The sequence below is a fragment of the Streptomyces sp. CBMA29 genome, from assembly GCF_014596445.1.
Lineage (GTDB): Bacteria > Actinomycetota > Actinomycetes > Streptomycetales > Streptomycetaceae > Actinacidiphila.
In genome coordinates, this window is sequence record NZ_MECL01000271.1 from 53,278 (window position 1) to 77,773 (window position 24,496).

Sequence of the window (24,496 nt, forward strand, 5' to 3'; positions counted from 1 at the left end):
ACATCCTTACGGACGTGAGCTTGCTGGAAGATCCGTCTTGCCGTCTTGGCCGTTGCAGCCGCAGGTCAGGGCAGGGACGGCAGTGGGCCGACGGTGCCGTCTTGGGCACGGCAGGCCGCCGTCACGGAACTGCTCGCCGGGACGGCGGCGTGCTAGGACGGCGAGGTTCAGTGCTGCCGTCCCAGCCGCACCATGTGTGACCTGCGGCGGTACGGCGGGGACGGCCAAGACGGCACGGGACGGGTACGGGCGCCGTCCCAGGGCGGCAACGCGACCGCGCGATGATCGCGTTGCCGTCTTGGGCCCGGTTGCCGTCTCGCGAAGACCCTTGTTGGCCTGCGGTGTTACGGCAGGGACGGCAAGGACGGCAGCCCGGGGGGCGGCTGGGCTCAGCCCGTACCGGATGCTGGGCTGCCAGCGGCGGGGTGGACCGTGGGGCAGTAGCGGCGCCATGGGTCGAGGAACTTGCCGCGCGTGTAGCCCTTGCGCTGGGTGCCGTCGGCGATACGGACATTGCCCGAGACGATCCCGAACTCCCGCAGCAGCGAGCCGAGGTCTCGTGCGGACAGTCCGGCCCTCCCCCACTCCCCCCACGGCGCCTCGGGGTCCGCGCGGAGTTCGGCGAGGAGGTCGGTGGTGGTCAGGCTGTCCGGCTCGCGGCGGGCGAAGAAGATCCGCCGGATGTCCGACAGGACCCTAGCGCCGCCGGGGTTGTCCTCCTCCGCCTGTGCTTCGGCGGCGACCATCCGAACGCATGCCTGCCGGGCCAGGTCCGGCCACGGTCCGCCTGCGAGGTCGGCGACGATGACCAGCGGCTCCCACGTGTCGGCGGCGCGGTCCTCCACCGGCAGCTCCGGCTCCAGGTCCGCGGCCGTGTCCACTAGCGATCCAGACCAGGAGACGATGCGCTCCCGCAGGGCGTGCAGAGCGGGGGTGTCACGCTTGGACCGGAACGGGTGGACCCGCTCGCCCTCGGCCCGGCGGCGCATCCGGATCACCACCGACCGGTCCATGATCGTGTCGGGGAGGTCGCCGATCCCGGCGAGGGCGGCCATGGCGAAGGTGGCGAACCGGTGCGGGGTGTGGTCGTTGCCGACCACGCGGGTGACGTAACGATTGCGCTGGTGACCGGCGTTGAGCAGGCCGCGCAGCTCCTCGTTCTTCTCCGCGACCTTCACGCTGCCGAAGATCGTGTCGGCTTCGTCCACCAGAAGGGTCGGCGGCTGATCACCGATGGACCGGAAGACCGCGGCCGGCGTCGTGTTGACCGTCAGCATCGGCTCGTGAACCGTCTCGGTCAGCACGTCCAGCAGACGGGACTTGCCGCACCGCTTGGCCGGGCCGACTACTGCCAGGCGCGGGGCGTGCTGCCAGGCGGCCTGCAGGTGCGTGGCCGCTACCCACAGCGTGGCCGCGTCAAGCGCGTGCGTGGAAGGCAGGATGACGAAGCGGGCTATCTGCGAGCGCAGTGCGCCCAGCAGCCGCGAGCCCTCGGCAGTACCCCAGTCCAGGGGCTTCGGCGCCGCGAGAGGCGGTACCTCCACCTGCGCTTCGGCCTGCTCGGCTGCCTCGGCGGGCGCCTGTCGGATCTGCTGGCCAGGCACGGCGACCGGTGGCCACGGAGGCAGCGGGGATGCGCCGTCGGGAGTCGGGGGCGTACCATTCATGCTGAACTCCTCTCGGTGAGGCTGTGGCTGGCAGGCCCGCCTTCACTGTGGTGAATCGATAGCTCGGTTGCTGGGATGTTCACGAGACCCTCGGTGTTGGTAGCGCCGGGGGTCGTTTCGTTTTCCGGGGCTGCGCGCATCAGGCCCCCAGGGTCCAGTCGTCGCGGCTGGGGCTCTGCTGGGCCAGGCGCTGCTCGAAGAGGGTGAGTTCGGCCTCGCTGTACAGGACGCGGCGGCCGATCCTCACCCCCTTGGGCCCGTAGCCGATGTGGCGCCAGTACCGCACGGTGCTGTCAGCCGTCCGGTAGCGCTCGGCCACCTCGGCGGTGGTCAGGTAGCGGTCCATCTCTCCTCTTCGACTAGGTAGCTAGCGGTTTTGAATAATCGTCCCACATGAAGTGCCGTTATGCAAACCGCATAATCCGTGGTACATTTTGACTAGACCCTGGGGAACCCGACCACGCCGGAGAGGAGACACGAACGATGACCGGGACCGACCACGGCAGCGCCCCGCTGCTGTACAGCGAAGGCAACGCTGCCGCACGCATCGCCCTGGAACGCGAGACGAGAGGCTGGAGCACCACCGAACTGGCAGCCCGTATGACCAAGGCCGGCATCCCGATGAACCAGACCGCCGTGTGGCGCATGGAGAACGGCAAGCCCCGCCGCAAGATCACCCTGGACGAAGCCCTCGGCTTCGCCCGCGTCTTCGAACTACCTCTGGAAGAGCTCATGTCGCCGCCGTTGGACGGCATCGACCTCGAAGGGCGGCGCTTCGTCCAGGAGGCCGTCGAAGCGTTTTACGAATGCCGCGACGCCCAGGACCACCTGCACAGAGCCGTCACCACCATCGCCGCCTATCTGAAAGCCCATCCGGACAGCTCCACCGCTGTCCACCAGCAAGCCCTCCGCCTCATGGGCGAGGAGCGCGACGCACGTGCCCTGTCCGAGTACATCGAGGGCGGGAGCTATTACTGACCCACAGGAAGAGAGCCTGACTTGGCCAACATCCAGAAGCGCCCCAACGGCAAGTGGCGCGCCCGCTACCGCGACCCCAACGGCAAGGAGCACTCCCGCCACTTCGACCGCAAGGTCGACGCCCAGCGGTGGCTCGACGAAGTCACTGCAAGTGTCCTCACCGGCCAGTACGTCGACCCGAAGTCTGCGAAAAGGCCGTTCAAGGAGTACGCCGAGCAGTGGCGCTCCAGCCAGCCCCACCGCCCTTCAACAGCGCGAGCGGTTGAGCAGCACCTCCGGTGTCACGCCTACCCGGCCTGGGATGGCCGGACCCTGGGAGGCATCAAGCCCGGCGACATCCAGAGCTGGATCACCGGCCTGACGACGACCCACGGCCTCGCCGCCAGCACGGCACGTACGGTGTTCAACACCGTCAACGCCGTCTTCACCGCGGCCGTCCGCGACCGCATGATCTCCAACAACCCCTGCACCGGCGCCAAGCTGCCGACAGTGCCGAGGAAGCGGATCGTGCCGCTGACCGTCCCCCAGGTGCGCAACCTCGCCGGGCAGATAGCCCCGCCCTACAAGGGCCTCGTCCTCCTGACGGCAGCCACCGGGCTGCGGCCAGGCGAGGTGTTCGGTCTCCAGCGCCGGCACCTGGACCTGTCCCAGGCGGCCCTCACCGTCGACCAGCAGGTCCAGCAGACCAAGCACGGCGTGTTCGTGGGCCCGCCCAAGACCGACCGCTCCTACCGCGTCGTGCCGCTCCCGAAGATGGCCGCCGACGCCATGAAGGCACATCTCAAAGTCTTCCCGGCGCCGGGGCCGCAGGACTGGCTGTTCACGGCGCCCCAAGGCGGCGCTGTGGCATACAACGAGTTCATGAAGCGGGTCTGGCGCCCCGCGTGCCGGAAGGCAGGCATACCGGACGGCATCGGCCCGCACGCCCTACGGCACCACTACGCCAGCCTGCTCATCAAGCACGGCGAGTCCGTGAAGACCGTCTCCGAGCGCCTCGGCCACACCAACGCGGCCATGACGCTGAACATCTACACCCACCTGTGGCCCGACTCCGAAGAGCGCACCCGGGCCGCCATCGACAAGGCATACACGGACAGCCCCGACGACGGCAACACGCCGCCCCCAGAGGAGACGTAGCCACTCCCCCGCACTGACGTCCTGTCAGTGCGGCTGCGGACTGGGTGCGGACCGCTGGGGCACCCGCACGGCAGTCCGCTGGCTCCGCCGCAGGTCAGACGTCGATCCTGGCCCTGTCCAAGGTCGAGGCCGAGTTGGTGATGAACTCCTTGCGGGGGGCGACCTCGTTGCCCATCAGGAGGTCGAAGGCCTGCTCGGCGGATTCGAGGTCGCTGATGTTGATGCGGCGCAGGGTGCGGTGGCGGGGGTCCATGGTGGTTTCGGCCAACTGGTTGGCGTCCATCTCACCGAGGCCCTTGTAGCGCTGAATGCTGTCCTTATAGCGGACGTTGCGGCGCTGGAGGTCGAGGAGGGTCTGGCGCAACTCGTTGTCCGAGTAGGTGTAGACGTACTTGTCCTGGCCCTTCTTGGGCTGGACGAGTTCGATGCGGTGGAGCGGGGGGACGGCGGAGAAGACCCGGCCCTGTTCGACCATCGGGCGCATATAGCGCTGGAAAAGGGTGAGCAGGAGGCAGCGGATGTGGGCGCCGTCGACGTCGGCGTCGGCCAGGAAGATGACCTTGCCGTAGCGGGCCTGGTCGATGTCGAAGGTGCGGCCGGACCCGGCTCCTATGACCTGGATGATCGCGCCGCACTCGACGTTCTTGAGCATGTCCGAGATGGACGACTTCTGGACGTTGAGGATCTTGCCGCGGATCGGCAGCAGCGCCTGGAACTCGGAGTTGCGGGCCAGTTTGGCGGTGCCGAGTGCCGAGTCGCCCTCGACGATGAACAGTTCGCTGCGGTCGACGGCGTCGCTGCGGCAGTCGGCCAGCTTGGCGGGGAGCGAGGAGGTCTCCAGCGCGGTCTTCCTGCGCTGCGCCTCTTTGTGCTGCCTAGCCGCGATGCGGGTCCTGGCGGCGGCGACGGTCTTCTCCAGGACGGCGCGCGCCTGGGCCTTGGCGTCCCGCTTGGTGGAGGTCAGGAACTCCCGCAGTTCGGTGGCGACGACATTGGCCACGATGCGGTTGGCGGCGGAGGTGCCGAGCACTTCCTTGGTCTGGCCCTCGAACTGCGGCTCGGCCAGACGCACGGTGATCACCGACGTCAGGCCCTCCATGGCGTCGTCCTTGACGATGTCGTCCTCGGCGACGCGCAACAGCTTGGCCGACCGCAGCACCTCGTTCATCGTCTTGGTGACGGAGCGTTCGAATCCGGTCACATGGGTGCCGCCCTTGGGGGTGGCGATGATGTTCACAAAGGACCTGGCGGTCGTCTCGTAGCCGGTGCCCCAGCGCAGCGCGATGTCGACGCCCAGCTCCCGGGTGACCTCGGTGGGGGTCATGTGGCCGCGGTCGTCGAGGACGGGCACGGTCTCCTTGAAGGTGCCGCTGCCGGACAGGCGCAGGACGTCGCAGATCGGCTTGTCGGGGGCGAGGAACTCGCAGAATTCGCTGATGCCGCCGTCGAAGCGGAAGACCTCCTCGACGGGCTTGTCGGTCTCGATGCCGCGCTCGTCGCGCACCACGATGGTCAGGCCGGGCACCAGGAAGGCGGTCTGCCGGGCGCGCTGGTGCAGGTGGTCCAGGGAGAGCTTGGCGTCCTTGAGGAAGATCTGCCGGTCGGCCCAGTAGCGCACACGGGTGCCGGTGCGGGTCTTGGGGACCCGCTTGGCCTTGGTGAGCCCGCTGGCGGGGTCGAAGGGCGCCTCGGCGCCGGATTCGGTGAAGATCCCGGGGACCCCGCGGCGGAAGCTGATGGCGTGCGTGCTGCCGTTGCGGTCGACCTCGACGTCCAGCCGGGCCGACAGCGCGTTCACCACGGACGCGCCGACGCCGTGCAGGCCGCCGGAGGCCGCGTACGAGCCGCCGCCGAACTTCCCGCCGGCGTGCAGCTTGGTCATGACGACCTCGACGCCGGACAGGCCCGTCTTGGGCTCCACGTCCACCGGGATGCCGCGGCCGTTGTCCCGGACCTCGACCGAGCCGTCCTCGTGCAGGATGACCTCGATGCGGTCACCGTGGCCGCCGAGCGCCTCGTCGACGGAGTTGTCGATGATCTCCCAGACGCAGTGCATCAGACCGCGACTGTCTGTTGACCCGATGTACATACCGGGCCGCTTGCGAACCGCTTCCAGTCCTTCCAGGACGAGCAGGTGCCGCGCGGTGTAGTTGGAGCCGTCGCGATCTGCACCCGTCAGCAGCGCAGAGGACGGCACGGATGTTTCGGCGGTCACGCGGGCAGCTCCTCGATCAGGAATGTTCTGAAGTTTTTTTCAGCCGTGTCGGTGAGAGGGTACCGATGCCAGGAGGGGTGACAGCGCCGCGACCCGGTATTCGGGCCTCAGTACGGCCCTCGCCCCGGCTTCCATGCTAGCCCTCTTCGAGCATGCGTTCGATAACCCGCGCGAGTGATACACATGTCACGTTCCCAAAGAGGCATGAACCATTTAGGCTCCGGGCACGTCCTCAGCAACGACCGGCAAGCCAGCCGGGAGCAAGTCCGGACAAAAGCTCCACAAGCGACATCTGACGCAACTGACTCCTATTCGCCGCCAATCGGTAACATCCAGTCACCCCGAGGTCGGTTTTCGAGGAAAAGCTGAGAGCGGGAACGTTTTCGGCCTGGTTGGATGTTGACCCTGGTACGACAGCTCGTCGAGCTAGAGAAGAGGCGACGTGACTACTGTTCTGACCCCCGCGAGTCCGCTGACAGCGGCAGACCGCTGCGACCGTTGCGGCGCTCAGGCATACCTGCGCGTTGTCCTCATCAGCGGTGGTGAGCTGCTCTTCTGCGGACACCATGGACGCAAGTTCGAGCCGGAGCTCAAGAAGATCGCTTCGGAAATACAGGACGAGACCGGACGGCTGACCGACACCCCGGCAACGGCGGGAGAAGACGAGCGCTGACACTTCGCATCAGCGACGAATTCGAGTCGGCGGGCGGACAGACCCCTCCAGGGGGTGCCCGCCCGCCGTCTTCCGTTCAACTGCGGCCCGCCGCCGCTCAGGTGGTTTCCGTAATCGCCCGGACGCGCTGCGCCACGACTCAGCTACTGTGCGCGGCCACCAGTGAGGCCATAGCCGAGACGCGCGTGTAGACCCCTGGATAGGCCGCCTCCGCGCAGCCGCTGCCCCACGAGACCAGCCCGACGACCCGGTCGCCCACGACCAGCGGGCCGCCGCTGTCGCCCTGACAGGCGTCCCGGCCGCCGCCCTTGGCACCCGCGCACATCATCGACGCGCGCACATAAGTGCCGTCGAAACTCCCCGGATACGCCTGTGCGCACACCGTGTCCGCGAAGACGGTGACCGTCGCCGAACGCAGCGTGTTCGAGTACGTGCCGCGGCCGGTCGTGTCACCCCACCCGTAGACCTGCGCCTGAGTGCCCGCCCGGTAGTCCTGCTCGTCGGAGGAGTCCGCGATCGGGATCGTGGCGCCCTTCGGCAACGCTGTCGCCAGCGTGATGACCGCGATGTCGCCGGAGTTCGTCGTCGAGTCGAAATCGGGGTTGACCCACACCTGCGACAGACCCAGCTCCTGCCCACGACCGCCGCTGAGGTCCGTACGACCGGCGATCACGCGCAGGTCGGGGAGTTGGTGCCAGTCACTCACTCCGAGCGCCTCACGGCCGAAGCAGTGGGCCGCGGTGATCACCGTACGAGGCCCGACAGCCACCGCGCCGCAGAACTGGCCGGACCTGCCGGAGCCGAAGCGCTTACGGCTGGCCAGGGCCATCACCCATGGCGTGCTGTCCGTGCTGGCAGGGTTGCCACCGATCACGACGCCGCTGGCGGCGGCCGGGGTCGCGGGCGCGGCCAGTGGTACCGCCAGCGACGGCAGCAACGCCGCCGCGAGACCGCCGATCACAGCACGACGACGACCGGTCACGGCACGGAAGGGGAAACGCATGCGGCCTCCTGACCCTGTGGAGCACTCTGGACACCCAGAGTGATCGATAGGGCCGGAGGCCGCATCCGCAAAGAGGCCGTGTCGCCCGAAAGACGTCCGCGAAGTTCTCCGGGAGGCCCGAAGGACTCCGGAGAACTTCGCGGAAATGACGTCGGGTCAGCCAGCCGGGTCAGTCCAGGTAATCGCGCAGCACCTGGGACCGCGACGGGTGACGCAGCTTGGACATCGTCTTGGACTCGATCTGCCGGATCCGCTCGCGCGTGACTCCGTAGACCTTGCCGATCTCGTCCAGCGTCTTCGGCTGCCCGTCCGTGAGGCCGAAGCGCATGGAGACCACGCCGGCCTCCCGCTCGGAGAGGGTGTCGAGCACCGAGTGGAGCTGCTCCTGAAGCAGCGTGAAGCTGACCGCGTCGGCCGGGACGACCGCTTCGGAGTCCTCGATGAGGTCACCGAATTCGCTGTCGCCGTCCTCGCCCAGCGGGGTGTGCAGGGAGATCGGCTCGCGGCCGTACTTCTGGACTTCGATGACCTTCTCGGGGGTCATGTCGAGTTCCTTGGCCAGCTCCTCCGGGGTGGGCTCGCGGCCCAGGTCCTGGAGCATCTGGCGCTGCACGCGGGCCAGCTTGTTGATGACCTCGACCATGTGCACCGGAATACGGATGGTGCGGGCCTGGTCGGCCATCGCGCGGGTGATCGCCTGCCGGATCCACCAGGTGGCATAGGTGGAGAACTTGAAGCCCTTGGTGTAGTCGAACTTCTCGACGGCGCGGATCAGACCCAGGTTGCCCTCCTGGATCAGGTCCAGGAAGAGCATGCCGCGACCGGTGTAGCGCTTGGCCAGCGAGACCACGAGGCGGAGGTTGGCCTCCAGCAGGTGGTTCTTGGCCCAGCGGCCGTCCTCGGCGATGATCTCCAGCTCGCGCTTGAGCTTGGGGGCGAGCTTGTCGGCCGCGGCCAGCTTGTCCTCGGCGAACAGGCCGGCCTCGATGCGCTTGGCGAGCTCGACCTCCTGCTCGGCGTTGAGCAGCGGGACCTTGCCGATCTGCTTGAGGTAGTCCTTGACCGGGTCGGCGGTGGCACCGGCGACGGCGACCTGCTGTGCGGGCGCGTCGTCCTCGTCGTCGTCGGAGAGCACGAAGCTCTCGGACTCCGACTTCTCGGTCTCCTCCTCGCCACCCTTGCCCGCGGCGGTCTCCTCGACCGTCTCCTCCGCGTCGACGGCCTCGTCCTCGCCTGCGGCCGTCTTCTTGGCGGGGGCCTTCTTGGCAACGGTCTTCTTGGCAACGGTCTTCTTGACGGCGGCCTTCTTCGCCGGCGCCTTCTTTGCTGGGCTCTCCGCCTCCACCGATGGCTCCACCGTGGTCTCGGCCTCGGCCTCCGCCTCCGGGGCGGCGACCTTGGGCGCAGCGGTCTTCTTGACAGGGGTCGCCCTGGAGGCGACCGTCTTGGTGGCAGTACGCTTCGCCGGGCTCTTGGCTGCGACGCTCTTACGGGTGCGCTTGGGCGCCTCAGCGGCAGTCACCATCAGCGTCACACCCTCCTCGTCGAGGACCTGGTTGAGGCTGCGCAGAACGTTCTTCCACTGGGTTGCCGGAATCTGGTCCGCTTCGAACGCCCGACGCACATCGTCGCCGGCGATCTGCCCCTGGGCCTTACCCTGCTCGATGAGCGCCATCAGAGACTCGGACTCGGCGATCTCGGACGGGAGCGTACGGGATGTGCTGGCCGACACGAACAACCTCTCGGAACGATGGGAACGACTCGGTGGAACCGCACAGCCACTCAGCGTCAAAATCGACGCTGAATATTCCTTGTGCCGTGGCCACCTCTTAAGTCATCGCGCTGCCTCGCCAAGCGTTACGCCCACCTTACGTGGCCCGAGTCACACCCTAAATCGTGCAGATAGGTCATAAATACGGACACATGACCCGCCCGGCCGTGCGAGGGGTGCGGGAGAGCTGCCGGGAGAGTCACGGGGGACCACATGGGACCGCCGCCGACCCCGGTGCTCCGGGGCCCGCGGCGGAGGGCGACACGGTCAGTGCTGCTCGCGCGGACCGGGGACGACGTGGTCGGCGGGAGCGGAGTCGGGCTGCTCGGGCAGGACGGTGAGGAGCTGGCGCATCGCCGCTTCCGCCGTGCCGCCGTCGCTCTCGGCGAGCGCTTCGACGATCCGCTGGTGCAGGCCGACCGAGGTGTCGCCGGGGCGGTCGCAGCCGGTGACCGGTCCGCCGGACACGTGCAGCGCGGAGGAGACGATCCCCGACAGGTGCTCCAGCATCCGGTTGCCCGCGACCTGGAGGAGCAGGGCGTGGAATTCGGCGTCGGCCCTGGAGAAGGTCAGCGCGTCGCCCTGCGCGGCGGCGTGCGCCATGATCTCCGCCATGTCGGCGAGGCGCTGCTGTACGTCCTCGCGGCCGTGGCCCGCGGCGAGCCGGGCGGCCAGCGGTTCGATCGTCCAGCGCAGTTCGAGCAGTTCGCGGCGCTGGTCGTCGCGCTGCGGCCCGAAGGCGCGCCATTCGATGATGTCGGGGTCGAGCAGATTCCAGTCGCTCACCGGGCGGACCCGGGTACCGACGTTGGGCCGGGCGCTGACCAGGCCCTTGGCCTCCAGCACGCGCAGGGACTCGCGCACCACGGTGCGGGAGACCTCGAAGCGCTGGCCGATCTCCTCGGGGACCAGCGGGCGGTCGGCGCCCAGATCGCCGGAGACGATCATCTGCCCGAGCTGCTGGACGAGTTGTCCGTGCAGTCCCCGGCCACGGCTGCCGCCGGCCCGGCGACCCATCCGGTTCATATCCGGCTCCATGCCCTCCCAGGACGTCAGTCCAGGTCGGTCGGTGCCAGGGGCTTCGGCGTACGAATAGCGGTCCAGCTCGCCCGAGCCGGCGATTCCGGAGTCGGCAGAACGAGCCGCGGTCATCATGGTGTGCGCAAGGGTACTCACGCATCATTTGTCGGCGATGCCGATGCGCGCCTTGAGGGCTTTGCTGAAAAGCACACGAAAGGGTGAGCGCTCATCACCTCATAATTGACGTTTTATGGCGATGAATCATCCCTTCTTGCTGGTAAGCGGTGCAGTTCGGCTGACGCGTGGGGCAGTTGGGCGGCGCCAACGTCGCCGCCCGCGCAACGCGGTTGCCAGATAGGCGCAGACCAGCACGGTGAGTGACAACGACAGCGCGGAGACCACCGGTTGGGCGGCGAAGCGCAGCACTCCCTCGACCGTTCCGCCGCCGCCTTGCGAGACCCCGCTGACCACCGACCACAACGCTCCGCCCGCGTCGGCGAGTTGTCGTGCCACCGGCCCACCGAACAGTCCCCGTACGGCCGGAGCGACCAGCAGCGGTACGGCGAGGACGGCGGCCACACCGAGCGCGGTGGTACGGAACACCCCCGCCGCGAGCACCCCCGCCCAGGCGCAGCCGACAGCGAGCGCCGCCCAGCCGCCGAGCGCGGCCGGAAGCGTCGTCAGATCCGGCGCCTTTCCCGGGCCGAGGGTCAGGCGCAGCGCCACGGTGTCGGCGATAGCGGCGAACGCGGCGAGCAGCAGCGCGCAGACTCCGCTCACGGCGAGTTTGGCGCCGAGCAGCCGCAGGACCCGCGGCTCGGGGCCGTACCCCGGCGCCAGGGCCGGGTAGCGGAACTCCTGCCCGTAGGCGAGCGCGCCCAGCACACCCGCGCCCACCGCCGCCGCGGGCAGCGGCAGCCGGACCGCCCATCCGGAGATCAACCGCAACGGCGGTACGGACACGGCTCCGGTGCGCGCGATCAGGACCGTACCGAGCACCGAGCCGACCAGCGCCGCTCCGGCGATCGGCCACGGGGTGAAGACCCCGAAGGCACGCCGCAGTTCGTACCGCAGCGGCCGCACCGGGCCGTGCTGCCGTGCCGGACGCCGCCGCGGCTGCGGCAGGGCGGGCGGTACGGACGCCGCCGCGTCGCCTTCTGCCGCGGGGATGGCGTCCGGGGGTGCGGCGCCGTTTCCGCTCTCGTCGGCGAGGTGGTGCAGCAGGATTCCGTGGCGGTAGGCGGTCTCCCCCACGACGGCCGAGTTGGTGCCGTAGACCGCGATACGGCTGCCGGTCGCGGCGATCACCTCGGCGCCGTCCTCGATGAGCAGCGTGGCCAGGCGCTGGGCGTAGGGCGAGCGGACGGCCACGTACGGGCGCATCCTCGTGCGGGCGAAGTGCGCGGCCGACTGGTCCGCGACCAGCCGTCCCTTGTCGATCGCGATCACATGGTCGGCGGTACGGGCGAGGGCTTTGGTGTCGCGGCCGGTGAGCAGGACCGCGCCCCCCGCGGCGACGTGCCGTCGTACGAGCGCGTGCACCCAGGCGGCTTCGCGGGCCGGGAGTTCGCGCACCGGGTCGTCCAGGATCAGCGCGCGGGGTTCGGCGAGCAGGGCCGCGGCGAAACCGAGACGGCGGTCCATGCCCAGCGAGTACGTGCCGAGCCGCTGGTCGGCGACCTCGGTGAGGCCGACCTGGTCGAGCACCTCGTCGGCGCGGGTGGCGGGCAGTCCGAAGGCGGCGCAGAGCATCCGGAGGTGACTGCGGGCGGTGCGTCCTGGATGTCCGGGCACGTCGCCCAGGAGGGCGCCGACGACGCGGGCGGGGTGGGGGAGGTCGCGCAGCGGCCGGCCGTCGACGAGGGTGGCGCCGCGTCCGCCCTCCAGTCCGAGCAGCAGGCGCAGGGCGGTGGACTTTCCCGATCCGGCGGGACCGAGCAAGCCGGTGACTTCACCGGCCCGGATGTCGAACGTGAGGTCGGTGACGGCGGGCGGGGCGTTGCGGCGGGGCATGCTGGTCAACCCGATGGCCTGGATCACCCTTGCACCATAGCTCCGCAAATGGGCGTTTTGCGGAAGGAGCCGGTTCTAGACCTCGGGCCGCAGCATCGGCGGATTGAGCAGTGCGGCCCCGCCCGCCCTGAACAACTGCGCGGGACGGCCGCCCTGACGGGTCGTCGTCCCCCCTGTCGGCACGAGGAACCCGACCGTGCCGGTCACCTTGCGGTGGAAATTGCGCGGGTCGAGCGCGACACCCCACACCGCCTCGTACACCCGCCGCAGCTCCCCCACCGTGAATTCGGGCGGGCAGAAGGCGGTCGCCAGCGACGAGTACTCGATCTTCGACCGCGCGCGCTCCACCCCGTCCCCCAGGATCCGGGCGTGGTCGAACGCGAGCGGTGCCGTCTCCCCCGCGTGCTCCTGCCCCCCTTCGCCCAGCAACGTCCCGACCGGCGCCCAGCGCGCGCTGCGGGCGTCACCGCCCGCCCGGGGTGCGGGCAGGTCGGGCGCGAGCACCAGATGCGCGACGCTGACCACCCGCATCCGCGGATCACGCTGAGGATCCCCGTACGTGGCGAGCTGCTCCAGATGAGCGCCGCTCTGCGCCCGGAGCCCCGTCTCCTCAGCCAGTTCCCGCGCCGCGGCCTGGGAAAGGTCCTCGTCCTCGCGGACGAATCCGCCGGGTAGCGCCCACCGCCCCTGGAAGGGCGGCTCGCCGCGCCTTACCGACAGTGCGCACAGCGCGTGATGTCGCACGGTCAGCACGACCAGGTCGACGGTGACGGCGAAGGGCGGGAAAGCCGACGGGTCGTAGGGCGACATGGCGCGATCATAGTCGTCTGCCTGACGATAATCAGCCGGATAAGGAGCCTGATCCCTATCGGATCGATACGTTTTACCGTCCCCCTTGTTCGTTCCCCGTCCATGGTCAGGTCCCGAGGCGCAGTCCCGGCGCCGCCTCCTCGATCATGGCCATCCCCAGACGGCTGACCCGAACGGAGAACGGCTGTTCCGCGACCCGCAACCCCGTCAGATGCACGGCTCCCAGCGGCGCGGCGCTGATCGGCCGAACCGCCACCGTGCCGCCCGGCGCGTCCGGCCGCACCCCGGCGAGCGCCATCAGCAGAAGGACGGCCCCGGCCGCCGCGACCGCCGCCGGGCGGCACGCCATGGGGTGCGGGCACGGCGCACCGCCCGCAGAACGCTGCTCACCCCCATATATCTCCGGCATCCGCAGCCCGAACTCCGCCGCCGCGTCCAGCGCCGCGCACACCAGCGCGGACGCCTCCTTCTCCAGCCCCGCCGCGGCGAGTCCGGACACGGCGAGCGCCGTCTCATGGACGCGTACCGCGCCTCCACGGTGGCCGAAGGGACTGAAGCCGGGCGTCTTCGCCGACATCGTCCGCAGTCCCCAGCCGGAGTTCATGTCCGGCGCGGCGAACAGCTTGCCGAGCTGTTCCGTCTGCCCCTTGTCCAACAGCCCGGGAGCGAGCGCCCCTTCGCCGAGCAGCCCCGTATCGAGGAGGTGCGCGAGCGACGAGGACAGCACCGGCACCGGTCTTCCCCCGGCGGCCAGCGCCAGCGCGGGCCGCCCACCGCCCGGATCCTCCAGCCAGAATCCCCGCCGGAAGCCCGCCCGCAGCGCCGCCGCGTACTCCCGCCAGCCCTCCGCCCCACTCCGTTCGTGGGCGTCGAGCAGATCCGCGCCCTGCAACGCCGCGCGATGCGCGTACGCCTGTACCTCCGCGCGCGCCGGTCCGTCCGCCGAGGGGTCCACGACCAGGCCGGAATCCGTCGTCGCCGCCCTCATCCAGCCGAGGCACCGCTCCGCCGCAGGGAGCAACGGCTCCACCTCGCGGGCCGGAAGCCCCCAGCGCCGGGCTTCGGCAAGCACGGTCACGAAGAGCAGCGTCGCCTCCACGCCCGAGTGCAACGGCGGCAGGTGCGGTCCGGAGTGCCGCGGCACTCCGGGCACACGGCCCGTCTCGGGGTCCTGCAACCTGGCGAGCATGCGGAGCGTGCCCGCCGCCAGCCGCGTGCCGAACGGCAGCAGCATCCGCGCCGCCCACAGCGCCTCCGCGGGCGCCATCCCCATCCGCCAGGGCGCCCCGGCCGCGGCGTAGGGGTCGGCGGGATGATCCGGCGCACGGAGCAGCAGGGCCTGTGCGTCCCCGAGCGAGGCGTCCAGCAGGGCCCCGGCCCTGGAGTCGTCGCCCTCCAACCGCGCGTCGGCCCACATAGGCGGCGGTCTGTCGCCGGCCGCTGTCCGCGCGCTGCCAGGGGCCGTGGCCGCCGGTGCTGGCTCCACCCGCAACTCGATCGTCCGTGCCGCGCCGGGCGCCACCTCCAGGTCCCATCTCAGCAGTCCGGACGAGCCCAGCGCCGCGTCAGGCACGGGGGTCGCGGTGACCCGCGCCGATCCCCCGCCGTTCGACCAGCGCAGCCCCGAGCCGCTGACGCCAGCCGTCAGATCCGCCCCGGCCTGCCCTGCGGCCACAGCGGAGAGTGCCGCGAGATCCGTGCCGAACGCGATCTCTACGGGCAGCGCCACCCGTACCGGCCCCGCGTTGGCGAACGTGATCCGCTCACCGCCCTCGGCGGTCCTGACGCGCTCCACCGTGACGACCGGGTCGGGGCCACGGTCGCCGGGTGTCCGGACGACCGCGAGGAAACGTGCCCGTCCCGCGTCGAGCAGCCTGGCCTGTACGGTCACCGGTTCGGCTCCCGCGACCGTCAGCTCGCAGCGGCTCAGCAGTCGCCTGCCGTCACGGTAGAAGCCGTCCAGACCGTCGCCGCGCATCTGCCCGTGCCGTGCGGACACCGCGAGGGCCGGCGCCGCCACGCAGATGACGGCGTCGTGGACGGGAGCCGGGCCGGGTGCTCCCAAGCGCGGTACGACGACCGTCGGCGTGCTCACCGGACTCCGGCCTTCGCCGCGCGTCCGACCCGGGCGACGGCCGGATCCGCCACCCACTCGTACGGGATTCGTCTTCCGGGAAAGTGCTGCACGCCGGGTGAACGCCCCGCCGAGCGCACAGGTCACGGCCCGTCTACCGTTCCTGAACGGGAGCCCCGGTTCCCCGCACGGCCCGCACCCCCGAAAAGAGACTCCATGACCGTCCATCGCCAGCCAGGCACCGTCATCACCGACCACACATTCGCCGTACCGCTCGACCACGCCTCCCCGGACGGGGAGCGGATCGAGGTCTATGCCCGCGAGGTCGTAGCGGCGGGCCGGGAGCACGAGTCGTTGCCTTGGCTGCTGTATCTCCAGGGCGGTCCGGGCTTCGGCTCGCCGCGTCCGCTGGGACGGGACGGCTGGCTGCCGCGCGCGCTCGACGACTTCCGGGTGCTGCTGCTCGACCAGCGCGGCACCGGGCGCTCCACTCCCGCCACCCGCCAGACGCTGCCCACCCGCGGCGACGCCGCCGCCCAAGCGCACTACCTGTCGTACTTCAGGGCCGACTCGATCGTCCGGGACTGCGAATTCATCAGGCGTCAACTCCTCGGAGAGGACGTGCGCTGGAGTGTGCTGGGGCAGAGTTTCGGCGGCTTCTGCGCGGTCACCTATCTGTCGTCGGCGCCCGAAGGTCTGCGGGAAGTGTTCGTCACGGGCGGCCTGCCGGGTCTTGATGTGACCGCCGAGGCCGTCTACCGCGCCGCCTATCCCCGCATCGAGCGCAAGAACATCGCCCACTACACCCGTTACCCCGAAGACGTCGAGACGGTGCGCACCATCGTCCGCCGCCTGCGCGACGAGGCGGTGGCACTGCCCGGCGGAGGCCGCCTGACACCTGAGGCGTTCCAGTCCCTCGGCCTGATGCTCGGCACCGGCACCGGTTCGCACACCCTGCACTATCTGGTGGAGTACGCCTTCGTGACGGGTCCCTCCGGTCCCGTCTTCTCCGACTCCTTTCTCTCCCAGGTCCAGCAGCATCTGTCCTTCGCCGCGAATCCCCTTTACGCGGTACTGCACGAGTCGGTCTACGGACAGCAGTCCGTCTCTCCTCATGGCACCGGCTGGGCCGCCGAGGCCGTCCGTGGTGAATTCCCGCGGTTCGACGCGGAGCGCGCGCTGGCAGGGGACGCTCCCGTGCTGTTCACGGGAGAGAGCATCCACCCGTGGATGTTCACGTCCGATCCGGCGCTCGCACCACTGCGCGAGACGGCGGAGCTTGTCGCGCGCCGCGAGACGTGGCCGGACCTTTATGACACCCGGCAGTTGGCTGCCAATGAGATTCCGGTGGCCGCGGTGATCTACCACGACGACATGTACGTCGACACCGCCCACTCGCTGGCCACCGCGCGTGCGGTGCGCGGGTTGCGGACCTGGGTCACCGACGAGTTCGAACACGACGGTCTCCGGGTGAGTGGCGGCCGGGTCCTCGACCGGCTGATCCGACTGGCCCGCGGCGAGTTGTAGTCGAGGCGATCACGCGCTGCCGCCGCTCCTGCCTCAGGCTCCGCCGCAACAGCTCAGGGTCCAGACCCTCGTTGACGGAGTGGTGGAGCAACCGCGCGAAGGTGTAGTGGGGTTCGAGGTCCAGCGCGAGGCCGAGGGCGACCCGCGCCTCGGCCTCGTCCCCCGAGGACCAGGCGACCCAGCCCGCCAGGGCGAGCGGGGCTGCGGCATGGTCCGCGTACGGTCCTGCGCAGCGCCGGGCGAGCGCCCGCCACAGTCGAAGGGCGGCGTCCGCCTGCGCGGGTTCCATCCATTCGGCGGCGCGGTCGCGTGCCATGCGGTCCTGGAGGCCGAGGATGACCGCCGCGGCCTCGTCGTCGGCGAGGAGCCGGTCGTCCCGCCGGTCCGCGCGTGCGGGATCGTCGATCCGCGGCGCGGAGCGGAACTTCTCAAGTGCCGCACGGGCCAGGGCGAGTGTTCGCTGCCGGACGCTCTCGCAGTCACCGTCGTTGAGCATGCGGGGCACCAATTCGGCGCAGGCCGCGTCGAGGGCGATCTCGTGTTCACGATCCCGTGACTCGGACGGCTTCAGCCTGGCTTCCAAGTCCCGCAGCGAACCCGGCGCCGGGATTCCCGCGTAGGCGCTGGCCGCCGCCATCGTGGACCGGCCGGGCGGGGCCAGTACCGTTCCCTCCACCGGGGCGGTCTCCTCAGGGCGGCAGTACGACCACCAACGGCCGGCCGAGACGCACAACGCCTCGATGACGGGCACGTCCAGCGCCCCGCAGGCCACCCGGATCCGCTGGGCGAGCGGCCTCAGCCTTTCCATCACGGCCGACGCGCGCTCCCCCTCACGCGGGTCCCGGCACAGGAACAGCACGATGGCGTCGGGTCGCCCACCGCGCCGGGTGCTGTTCCTCACCAGACAGTCGGCGAGTTGGTCGGCGGTCTCCGGCCACTCACGCGGGTCGTCCGGCAGGCCCAGTCGCAGTCGGCCGCCGAAGCGGCCGTGCTCGCCATGCAGTGCGACGAGCACGACGGAATCATTGGGATGAAAACCCATCAAGTATGGCAATGCGTCCGCCAGGTCGGCGGGCCCGCGCAAAGTGACCTTGACGTCGACCGCTTCGGGTGATGACTCTCCGTGCTGAATCTCGTTGCTCTGTGTCATGGGATTGACGATGCCGTAATCGTGCGAATCACGCCAGACCCCCCAAAAACCTGTGGATAACTTTCGGTGGAGTTATCCACAGGCCACGGAGCGGGGTTGGCGCGATGTCGGTGCGATCAGGTTGCATGGGGGCATGACCGAGACCCCCACCGCGCTGCGTTCCGCGGCCGACACCGTACTGAGCCGACTCGTCGGCGCCGAGCCGGGCACCGCACGGCTCCGCGAGGACCAGTGGCTCGCCGTCGAGTCGCTGGTCGCGCACGGCCGCAGAACGCTGGTCGTCCAGCGCACCGGCTGGGGGAAGTCGGCCGTGTACTTCGTGGCGACAGCGCTGCTGCGCGAGCGGGGCAGCGGCCCGACCGTCATCGTCTCGCCGCTGCTGGCCCTCATGCGCAACCAGGTGGAAGCCGCCGCGCGCGCGGGCATCCGGGCCCGCACGATCAACTCGTCCAACACCGAGGAGTGGGGCGAGATCGAGGCGGAGGTCGCGACCGGTGAGGTGGACGTCCTGCTCGTCAGCCCGGAACGCCTCAACAACCCGGACTTCCGCGATCAGGTGCTGCCCAAGCTCGCTGCCACCACCGGCCTGCTCGTCGTCGACGAGGCGCACTGCATCTCGGACTGGGGTCACGACTTCCGCCCGGACTACCGACGGCTGCGGACGATGCTCGCCGATCTGCCACCCGGCGTCCCCGTGCTGGCGACCACGGCCACCGCCAACGCCCGCGTGACCGCGGACGTCGCGGAGCAGCTCGGCACCGGCGCCACCGGACCGGATCAGGAAGGCGCCCTCATCCTGCGCGGGCCGCTGGACCGCGAGAGCCTGTCACTCGGCGTGCTGCGACTGCCCGACGCCGCCCACAGGCTGGCCTGGCTGGCCGACCATCTCGAAACACTTCCGGGCTCCGGCATCATCTACACGCTCACCGTGGCGGCGGCCGACGAGATCACCGCGTTCCTGCGGCAGCGCGGCTTCCCCGTCGCCTCCTACTCAGGGAAGACCGAGAACGCGGACCGGCAGGCGGCCGAGGCGGATCTGCTCGCCAACCGCGTCAAGGCACTCGTGGCGACCTCGGCCCTGGGCATGGGCTTCGACAAGCCCGACCTCGGATTCGTCGTGCACGTCGGATCGCCCTCCTCGCCGATCGCCTACTACCAACAGGTGGGCCGCGCCGGACGCGGCGTCGACCACGCCGAGGTCCTGCTCCTGCCCGGTCGTGAGGACGAGTCGATCTGGCGGTATTTCGCGTCGCTCGCCTTCCCGCCCGAGGAGCAGGTGCGCCGCACCCTGGAGGTACTCGCGGCCTCCGACCGCCCGGTGTCCATCCCCGCGCTGGAGACACGCGTCGATCTGCGCCGCTCCCGCCTGGAGATCATGCTGAAGGTGCTGGACGTCGACGGCGCGGTGCACCGGGTACGCGGCGGCTGGACCGCGACCGGGCAGCCGTGGGCGTACGACACCGAGCGGTACGCGTGGGTGGCCCGCCAGCGCGACACCGAACAGCAGGCGATGCGGGACTACGCGACCACCACCGGATGCCGGATGGAGTTCCTGCGCCGGCAGTTGGACGACGAGCAGGCCGCGCCTTGCGGACGCTGCGACAACTGCGCGGGCGCGCGCTTCCCTCTGGAGGTGTCGAACGCCGCGCTGGACGCGGCACGCGCGGCGCTCGGGCGCCCCGGAGTCGAGCTGGAAGCACGCAAGATGTGGCCGACCGGTCTCGAGGCGATCGGCGTCGCACTCAAGGGGCGTATTCCCGCGACGGAACAGGCCTCCACCGGGCGGGCGTTGGGCCGCCTGTCCGACATCGGGTGGGGCAACCGGCTGCGGCCCCTGTTCGCCGAAGGAGCCGTCGACCAGCCGGTTTCGTCGGAAGCGGTGAACGCCGTGGTCCAGGTGCTCGCCGACTGGGCCAAGGGGCCCGGCGGTTGGGCCAGCGGCGCACCGGATGCCCCCGCACGCCCGGTCGGCGTGGTCGGTGTCGCCTCTCGCCGCCACGGCGTGCTGGTGGAATCGCTCAGCACCCGTATCGCGGAGGTCGGCAGAATGCCGCTGCTCGGCCGGGTCGAGTACGCGGAGCAGGGAGACCCAGGCGGCGTACCGCGCAGTAACAGCGCACAGCGGGTACGCGCCCTGCACGGGGCTTTCGTCGTACCGCAGGAGTTGGCCGCGGCCCTTCAGGCGAATCCCGGTCCCGTGCTGCTCGTCGACGATCTCGCCGACACGGGCTGGACGCTGGCGGTCCTGGCCAGGCAGCTGCGGCGGGCCGGTGCGACGGCTGTCTTCCCGCTGGTCCTGGCCGTTCAGGGGTGAACGTGCGTGGCGACGCGCCGGACGGGACAGGATCTAAGCGGCGGACAGGTCCATACCGGTCGGCGGCTTCAATTGCCCGTTGCCGCGGGGCAATACGGGAGCGAGAATTGATGCCGGATCCCCTATCGGCTCATCGAGCCATCTGACCGGCGTGCGCCCGCGCCCGGTCTACGGGTGCATCCATGAAAGGAGGACCGTGACCATCGGCTTCGTTCCGGAGACGTCCTCCGCCGCAACTTCCCTCGCGTCGCGCACTCTGGAGCCGGCCGAATGGGCAAGCATCGGCGTACCTTTGCTGGCCAATCCGCGTGACGTGATCAAGGACCTGCACGCCCGGCACCTGCCGTCCCCGTCCACCGCGGTGATCGCGGTGTACGACCCGGACGGCCGGATCCGGGCCAGCGCCTCCTTCACCTCCCGCAGCGGGGTGGTCGACGGCTGGGAACGGCGCAATGCGCTGCTCTCGCACCTGCGCCGTGTCATCCCGCACGATCTGCGACTGCGCAAGCCCGTACGCACCGCAGTGCTGATGGTCTGCCGGGACGGTGGTCCCGGCTGGACCGAGGAGGACGGGGCGTGGATGTGGGGGCTGCGTGACGCCTGCACCTTGCACGGCCTTCGCTCCGGGTCGTACGTCACCCTGACCGCCGATGGCTGGAATGTGATCGGCGAGAACCGCGTCGGTCGCACACCGAACGCCGCTTCATGGTCGCGGCGGCCACGCGACGCGGCGCACGGCATCCCCGGAGGGACGACGCAGGCTCTTCGCCGCGCGGCCGCGCGCTGACGGTCAGGCGCTGGCCCCCAGCAGGGAATTGGCCCTGGTCGGGTCGCCGCAGACGATCAGCAGGACGCCCGCGTGGGCCAGTGCGCCCGCCAGCGCCCTCGGCAGCGTGTCGTCACTTCCGCCGTTGACGGCGACGACCACGACCGGTCGCCCGGTGGTCCGTTCGGCGGAGATGCCGGCGTAGAAGACGTCGTCGGCCGCGTCGTGCTGCGCCCAGTAGGACGCTTCGCCGAAGGTGAGCTCGTGCGCCGCCCACGGGTGCTGGTCACCGGTGGTGAGGACCAGGATCTCGCCGGGCGCCCGACCCGTGTCAAGCAGCAGGTCGACCGTCTCGTCGGCGGCGTCGAGCGCACCGTCGGTCGGCGCGGGGATGAGTTGGATCTGGGCGGCGGCGGGCTCTTGCGCACGCTGCTGCGGCACGGTGGGAGGGACCGCCGTCGCGGCCGGGGTCACCGGGCCGGAGGGAACAGCGGGACCAGGGGTACCGCTGGGACGGGCGGGGCCGTGACGGCCCGGACCGACGCCTGCGGCGGCTTCCCTCGGCGGCGCGGGACGCGGTGCTGCGGGCCGCGGCGGACCGGGGACAGGACGGGGGGTCGACGCACTGCGGCCGGTGGCCGGAGCTGTACGGGGACCCGGGACGCTCTCGTGAATCTGAGGCTCCTCGGGGATGAGAGGCATGAGTTGATGTCTATCAAATGCCGCACGGATGCGCAGCGGGGGGTGGCGTGTGAATCAGAAATCGAAACCGAGTTGTTCCCCTGACTCGACCGGCTGACGGACCTTCTTGAGGTGCTGCCAGCGGGGCAGCGCGTCCAGATACGACCACGACATCCGGTGCTGTGCGGTGGGCCCCAACTCCTCCAGGGCCGCACGGTGAACAGGAGACGGATATCCGGCGTTGTCGGCGAAGGCGAACGGCGTGTAATCCGCGCCGAGTTCAGCCATCGCCGCATCCCGCTGCACTTTGGCGATGACGGACGCGGCGGCGACCGCGACACAGGACTGGTCGCCCTTGATCACGGTCCTGACCTTCCAGGAACCGCCGAGGTAATTGTGCTTGCCGTCGAGGATCACCGCATCGGGCCGTTCCGGCAGTCCCTCCAGCGCGCGTACGGCCGCCAGTCGGAGCGCGGCCGTCATCCCGAGATCGTCGATCTCCTCGGGTGAGGCGTGCCCGAGGGCGTAGGAGGTGACCCAGTCGCCGAGGACGGCGGCCAGCCGAGCCCTGCGCTTGGGGGTGATCAGCTTGGAGTCGGTCAACCCCTCGGGCGCGCGGCGCAATCCGGTGACAGCGGCGCACACGGTGACGGGCCCGGCCCAGGCGCCGCGGCCGACTTCGTCCACACCCGCGACGGTCCGCGCCCCGAGGGTGGCACGAAGGGAGCGTTCGACGCTGTGGGTGGGTGGTTCGTACGGCATGGCAGTACCAAGCGTACCCCGCTGCTTCGCGCCGTCCCACGGCGGTCGGTCAGTCGGACAACGCCCAGGCCGGGAGGACTTCGGTCCGCTCCCGCCATTCGCCCGGCGGTCGGCCACCGGGCCGGGACGCGACGATGCCGCCGACGATCGCGCAGGTCGTGTCCACATCGCCACCGGCTCTGGCGGTGGCCCAGAACGCCTGCTCGTAGTCGTCGAGATGGCGGGCCGCCGCCCACAGGGCGAAGGGCACGGTGTCATGGGCGCTGGTGCGCCTGCCGCAGCCCAGCACGGCGGCCACCGTGGCGACGTCCGCGTAGTCGAGCATGTCCCTGGCTCGTCGGATGCCCGCGTGTACCGCGCTGCGCGGTACGAGGTCGAGAACCGCGCCGAGGAGGTCGGACGGGGCCTCGGGTCCCATGGGGTCGGCGACGAGGGCCGCCGCCGCGGCGACCGCCATGGCTCCGACGACCGCCTCCCGATGCTGATGCGTCGTGTAGGCGGAGATCTCCGCCTGATGGGTGGCCTGGACCGCGTCACCCGCGTACCAGGCACCGAGCGGTGCGACCCGCATCGCGGCCCCATTGCCCCACGAGCCCTGCCCGTTGAACAGGTCGGCCGCGAGTTCCCGCCAGTCGCCGCCTTCCTGGCGGATCAGCCGCAGCATACGGTTGACGGCCGGGCCGTAGCCGCGGTCGAAGTCGTGGTGCTCGGCGAAGGAGTGGGCCAGGGCGTCCTGGTCAACACGTCCGTGCTTGATCAGCACGGCGACCACCGAGCAGGCCATCTCGGTGTCGTCCGTCCACCCCCATGTGCCGGGTGGCAGCTGGCTGTTCTGGAGTGCCGGGTAGTTGGCGGGGACGAAGAACTGGGAGCCCAGGGCGTCGCCCACGGCCAGCCCGCGGAGGCTGGCCACGGCGCGCGCGGCGCGGTCGGTTTCAGTGGGATGAGGGGTCATGGCGTCGGAAACTCTGACATCGTGTCCGATCCCGGTCAATCTCCGTGTGCCCAAAGTCACCGGCCGACTTCACCACTCCCCGCCGCCAGGCGGGCCGGGCGTCCGCCACCTCGCGAACGGCCGGTCCAGGGTGTAGCCGCCGGAGGGGCCGAGCAGGAGTGTGCGGCTCTCGGCGTTGTCAGGGTTGGACAGCGCCTCGAACTCCTCCACCGTCCAGTGGAACCAGCGCATGCAGAACAGCCGCATCGTCAGCCCGTGGGTGACCATCAGCACGTTCGGCGGGAAGTCCTCCTTGTCGAAGGCGCGGTACAGAGTCTCCAGGAAGGCCCCGACCCGGTCGTAGACGTCCGCGCCGCTCTCCCCCATCGCGAAGCGGTAGAAGAAGTGACCGTAGGCATCGCGGGCTTTGCGCTGCCGCTGGATGTCCTCGACGTCCTGCCAGTTTCCCCAGTCCTGTTCCCGCAGGCGCGGCTCCTCCTTGGCCCGGGTCAGCCGGGGGTCGAGCCCCAGCGCCCGGAAGGTGTGCCAGGTGCGGCGGTACGGAGAGACGAATGCCTGGCCCCGTTCGTCGCCGAACAGCTCACGCAAGCCCGCTCCCGCCTCCGTCGCCTGTTGAAGGCCGGTGGCAGTGAGTTCCAGGGCGTGGTCCGGCACCCGCTCGTAAATGGTGTCGTCCCTGTTTCCCTGGGACTCGCCGTGCCGGATGAGCACGATGCGGCGAGGGCGTCCCATGACGATCAGCCTATTGCGCGACCGTCGCTCCGGCGCGTTGATCCGGGGGTCATCCGCCTCACAGTCGCGCCGTCAGCACCTCCGACAGCTCCCGCAGCCGACGTCGGGCGTCCCCGTCGTACGCCTGCCGGTCGGCCCTGGCTTCCCGGGTGCCGTTGAAGTAGCGCCCGGTCGCCGACAACGCGTTCGTTCATTGCGAGCTCCATTTACGAGACATGCTGACCCGTAAAGAATATGCGAGACACCAT

The 24,496-nt window shown here is 70.2% G+C and carries 21 protein-coding genes; 6 read left to right on the top strand and 15 right to left on the bottom strand.

Annotated elements, in window-relative coordinates; genetic code table 11:
• Positions 1 to 389 precede the first annotated feature (389 nt).
• Together BGM09_RS36620 and BGM09_RS36625 are read right to left on the bottom strand one after the other, a co-directional pair.
• Positions 390 to 1,667: a DUF3631 domain-containing protein gene (locus BGM09_RS36620; RefSeq protein ID WP_188286076.1), complete on the bottom strand. Its 1,278-nt coding sequence runs from the start codon at positions 1,665 to 1,667 to the stop codon at positions 390 to 392.
• 139 nt (positions 1,668 to 1,806) lie between these two features.
• The gene (locus tag BGM09_RS36625) at positions 1,807 to 2,013 is read right to left on the bottom strand and encodes a helix-turn-helix transcriptional regulator (protein WP_188286077.1); all 207 of its coding nucleotides are present in this window, start codon (positions 2,011 to 2,013) and stop codon (positions 1,807 to 1,809) included.
• A gap of 137 nt (positions 2,014 to 2,150) precedes the next feature.
• Between BGM09_RS36625 and BGM09_RS36630 the strand changes: the two genes are divergently transcribed.
• Positions 2,151 to 2,645 carry a helix-turn-helix domain-containing protein gene (locus BGM09_RS36630; RefSeq protein ID WP_188286078.1) on the top strand — a complete coding sequence of 165 codons (495 nt, stop codon included), beginning with the start codon at positions 2,151 to 2,153 and terminating at the stop codon, positions 2,643 to 2,645.
• 21 nt (positions 2,646 to 2,666) lie between these two features.
• On the top strand, positions 2,667 to 3,782 hold the full coding sequence (locus BGM09_RS36635) for a tyrosine-type recombinase/integrase (RefSeq protein WP_188286079.1): 1,116 nt from the start codon (positions 2,667 to 2,669) through the stop codon (positions 3,780 to 3,782).
• Between the two features lie 94 nt (positions 3,783 to 3,876).
• On the opposite strand, the gene BGM09_RS36640 is transcribed toward BGM09_RS36635, so the two are convergent.
• The gene (locus BGM09_RS36640) at positions 3,877 to 5,997 is read right to left on the bottom strand and encodes a type IIA DNA topoisomerase subunit B (RefSeq protein ID WP_188286080.1); all 2,121 of its coding nucleotides are present in this window, start codon (positions 5,995 to 5,997) and stop codon (positions 3,877 to 3,879) included.
• A 442-nt stretch (positions 5,998 to 6,439) separates the two neighbouring features.
• Here BGM09_RS36640 and BGM09_RS36645 point away from each other — a divergent pair, with 442 nt between their 5' ends.
• A complete protein-coding gene (locus tag BGM09_RS36645) occupies positions 6,440 to 6,670 on the top strand; it encodes a hypothetical protein (RefSeq protein ID WP_188286081.1) in 231 nt (76 codons plus the stop codon).
• Positions 6,671 to 6,809: 139 nt separating this feature from the next.
• Here BGM09_RS36645 and BGM09_RS36650 read toward each other — a convergent pair whose 3' ends face one another.
• From BGM09_RS36650 to BGM09_RS36675, 6 genes are all read right to left on the bottom strand, one after another.
• The gene (locus BGM09_RS36650; protein ID WP_188286082.1) at positions 6,810 to 7,673 is read right to left on the bottom strand and encodes a S1 family serine peptidase; all 864 of its coding nucleotides are present in this window, start codon (positions 7,671 to 7,673) and stop codon (positions 6,810 to 6,812) included.
• A 169-nt stretch (positions 7,674 to 7,842) separates the two neighbouring features.
• Positions 7,843 to 9,405, bottom strand: coding sequence for an RNA polymerase sigma factor (locus BGM09_RS36655; protein WP_188286083.1), 1,563 nt, complete (start codon positions 9,403 to 9,405; stop codon positions 7,843 to 7,845).
• A 306-nt stretch (positions 9,406 to 9,711) separates the two neighbouring features.
• The gene (locus tag BGM09_RS36660; protein WP_188286084.1) at positions 9,712 to 10,620 is read right to left on the bottom strand and encodes a FadR/GntR family transcriptional regulator; all 909 of its coding nucleotides are present in this window, start codon (positions 10,618 to 10,620) and stop codon (positions 9,712 to 9,714) included.
• Positions 10,621 to 10,725: 105 nt separating this feature from the next.
• Positions 10,726 to 12,504 carry an ATP-binding cassette domain-containing protein gene (locus BGM09_RS36665; RefSeq protein ID WP_188286085.1) on the bottom strand — a complete coding sequence of 593 codons (1,779 nt, stop codon included), beginning with the start codon at positions 12,502 to 12,504 and terminating at the stop codon, positions 10,726 to 10,728.
• 48 nt (positions 12,505 to 12,552) lie between these two features.
• A complete protein-coding gene (locus BGM09_RS36670; RefSeq protein ID WP_188286086.1) occupies positions 12,553 to 13,287 on the bottom strand; it encodes an NUDIX hydrolase in 735 nt (244 codons plus the stop codon).
• A 106-nt stretch (positions 13,288 to 13,393) separates the two neighbouring features.
• Positions 13,394 to 15,382 carry a glycogen debranching N-terminal domain-containing protein gene (locus BGM09_RS36675; protein ID WP_317453034.1) on the bottom strand — a complete coding sequence of 663 codons (1,989 nt, stop codon included), beginning with the start codon at positions 15,380 to 15,382 and terminating at the stop codon, positions 13,394 to 13,396.
• A 195-nt stretch (positions 15,383 to 15,577) separates the two neighbouring features.
• Here BGM09_RS36675 and BGM09_RS36680 point away from each other — a divergent pair, with 195 nt between their 5' ends.
• Positions 15,578 to 16,888 (top strand): alpha/beta fold hydrolase, encoded by a 1,311-nt coding sequence (locus BGM09_RS36680; RefSeq protein ID WP_188286088.1) that lies wholly within the window; start codon positions 15,578 to 15,580, stop codon positions 16,886 to 16,888.
• Here BGM09_RS36680 and BGM09_RS36685 read toward each other — a convergent pair.
• Complete coding sequence (locus BGM09_RS36685) at positions 16,800 to 17,903, bottom strand: DUF4192 domain-containing protein (protein ID WP_411158417.1); 1,104 nt, start codon at positions 17,901 to 17,903, stop codon at positions 16,800 to 16,802. The two genes, BGM09_RS36680 and BGM09_RS36685, sit on opposite strands and share 89 nt — an antisense overlap.
• 268 nt (positions 17,904 to 18,171) lie before the next feature.
• On the opposite strand from BGM09_RS36685, the gene BGM09_RS36690 reads away from it, so the two are divergent.
• Entirely contained in the window at positions 18,172 to 20,352 is a 2,181-nt protein-coding gene (locus tag BGM09_RS36690; RefSeq protein ID WP_188286090.1) for a RecQ family ATP-dependent DNA helicase, read from the top strand.
• A gap of 196 nt (positions 20,353 to 20,548) precedes the next feature.
• The gene (locus BGM09_RS36695; RefSeq protein WP_317453035.1) at positions 20,549 to 21,139 is read left to right on the top strand and encodes a hypothetical protein; all 591 of its coding nucleotides are present in this window, start codon (positions 20,549 to 20,551) and stop codon (positions 21,137 to 21,139) included.
• Between the two features lie 3 nt (positions 21,140 to 21,142).
• Here BGM09_RS36695 and BGM09_RS36700 read toward each other — a convergent pair whose 3' ends face one another.
• The 5 genes from BGM09_RS36700 to BGM09_RS38695 all read right to left on the bottom strand — a co-directional run bounded on the left by BGM09_RS36700 (position 21,143) and on the right by BGM09_RS38695 (position 24,429).
• On the bottom strand, positions 21,143 to 21,820 hold the full coding sequence (locus BGM09_RS36700; protein WP_188286091.1) for a hypothetical protein: 678 nt from the start codon (positions 21,818 to 21,820) through the stop codon (positions 21,143 to 21,145).
• Positions 21,821 to 21,874: 54 nt separating this feature from the next.
• A complete protein-coding gene (locus tag BGM09_RS36705; protein ID WP_188286092.1) occupies positions 21,875 to 22,561 on the bottom strand; it encodes a ribonuclease HII in 687 nt (228 codons plus the stop codon).
• Between the two features lie 49 nt (positions 22,562 to 22,610).
• Entirely contained in the window at positions 22,611 to 23,516 is a 906-nt protein-coding gene (locus tag BGM09_RS36710; protein WP_188286093.1) for an ADP-ribosylglycohydrolase family protein, read from the bottom strand.
• A gap of 69 nt (positions 23,517 to 23,585) precedes the next feature.
• Complete coding sequence (locus BGM09_RS36715; protein WP_188286094.1) at positions 23,586 to 24,248, bottom strand: histidine phosphatase family protein; 663 nt, start codon at positions 24,246 to 24,248, stop codon at positions 23,586 to 23,588.
• Between the two features lie 58 nt (positions 24,249 to 24,306).
• On the bottom strand, positions 24,307 to 24,429 hold the full coding sequence (locus BGM09_RS38695; RefSeq protein ID WP_262928443.1) for a hypothetical protein: 123 nt from the start codon (positions 24,427 to 24,429) through the stop codon (positions 24,307 to 24,309).
• Positions 24,430 to 24,496 lie beyond the last annotated feature (67 nt).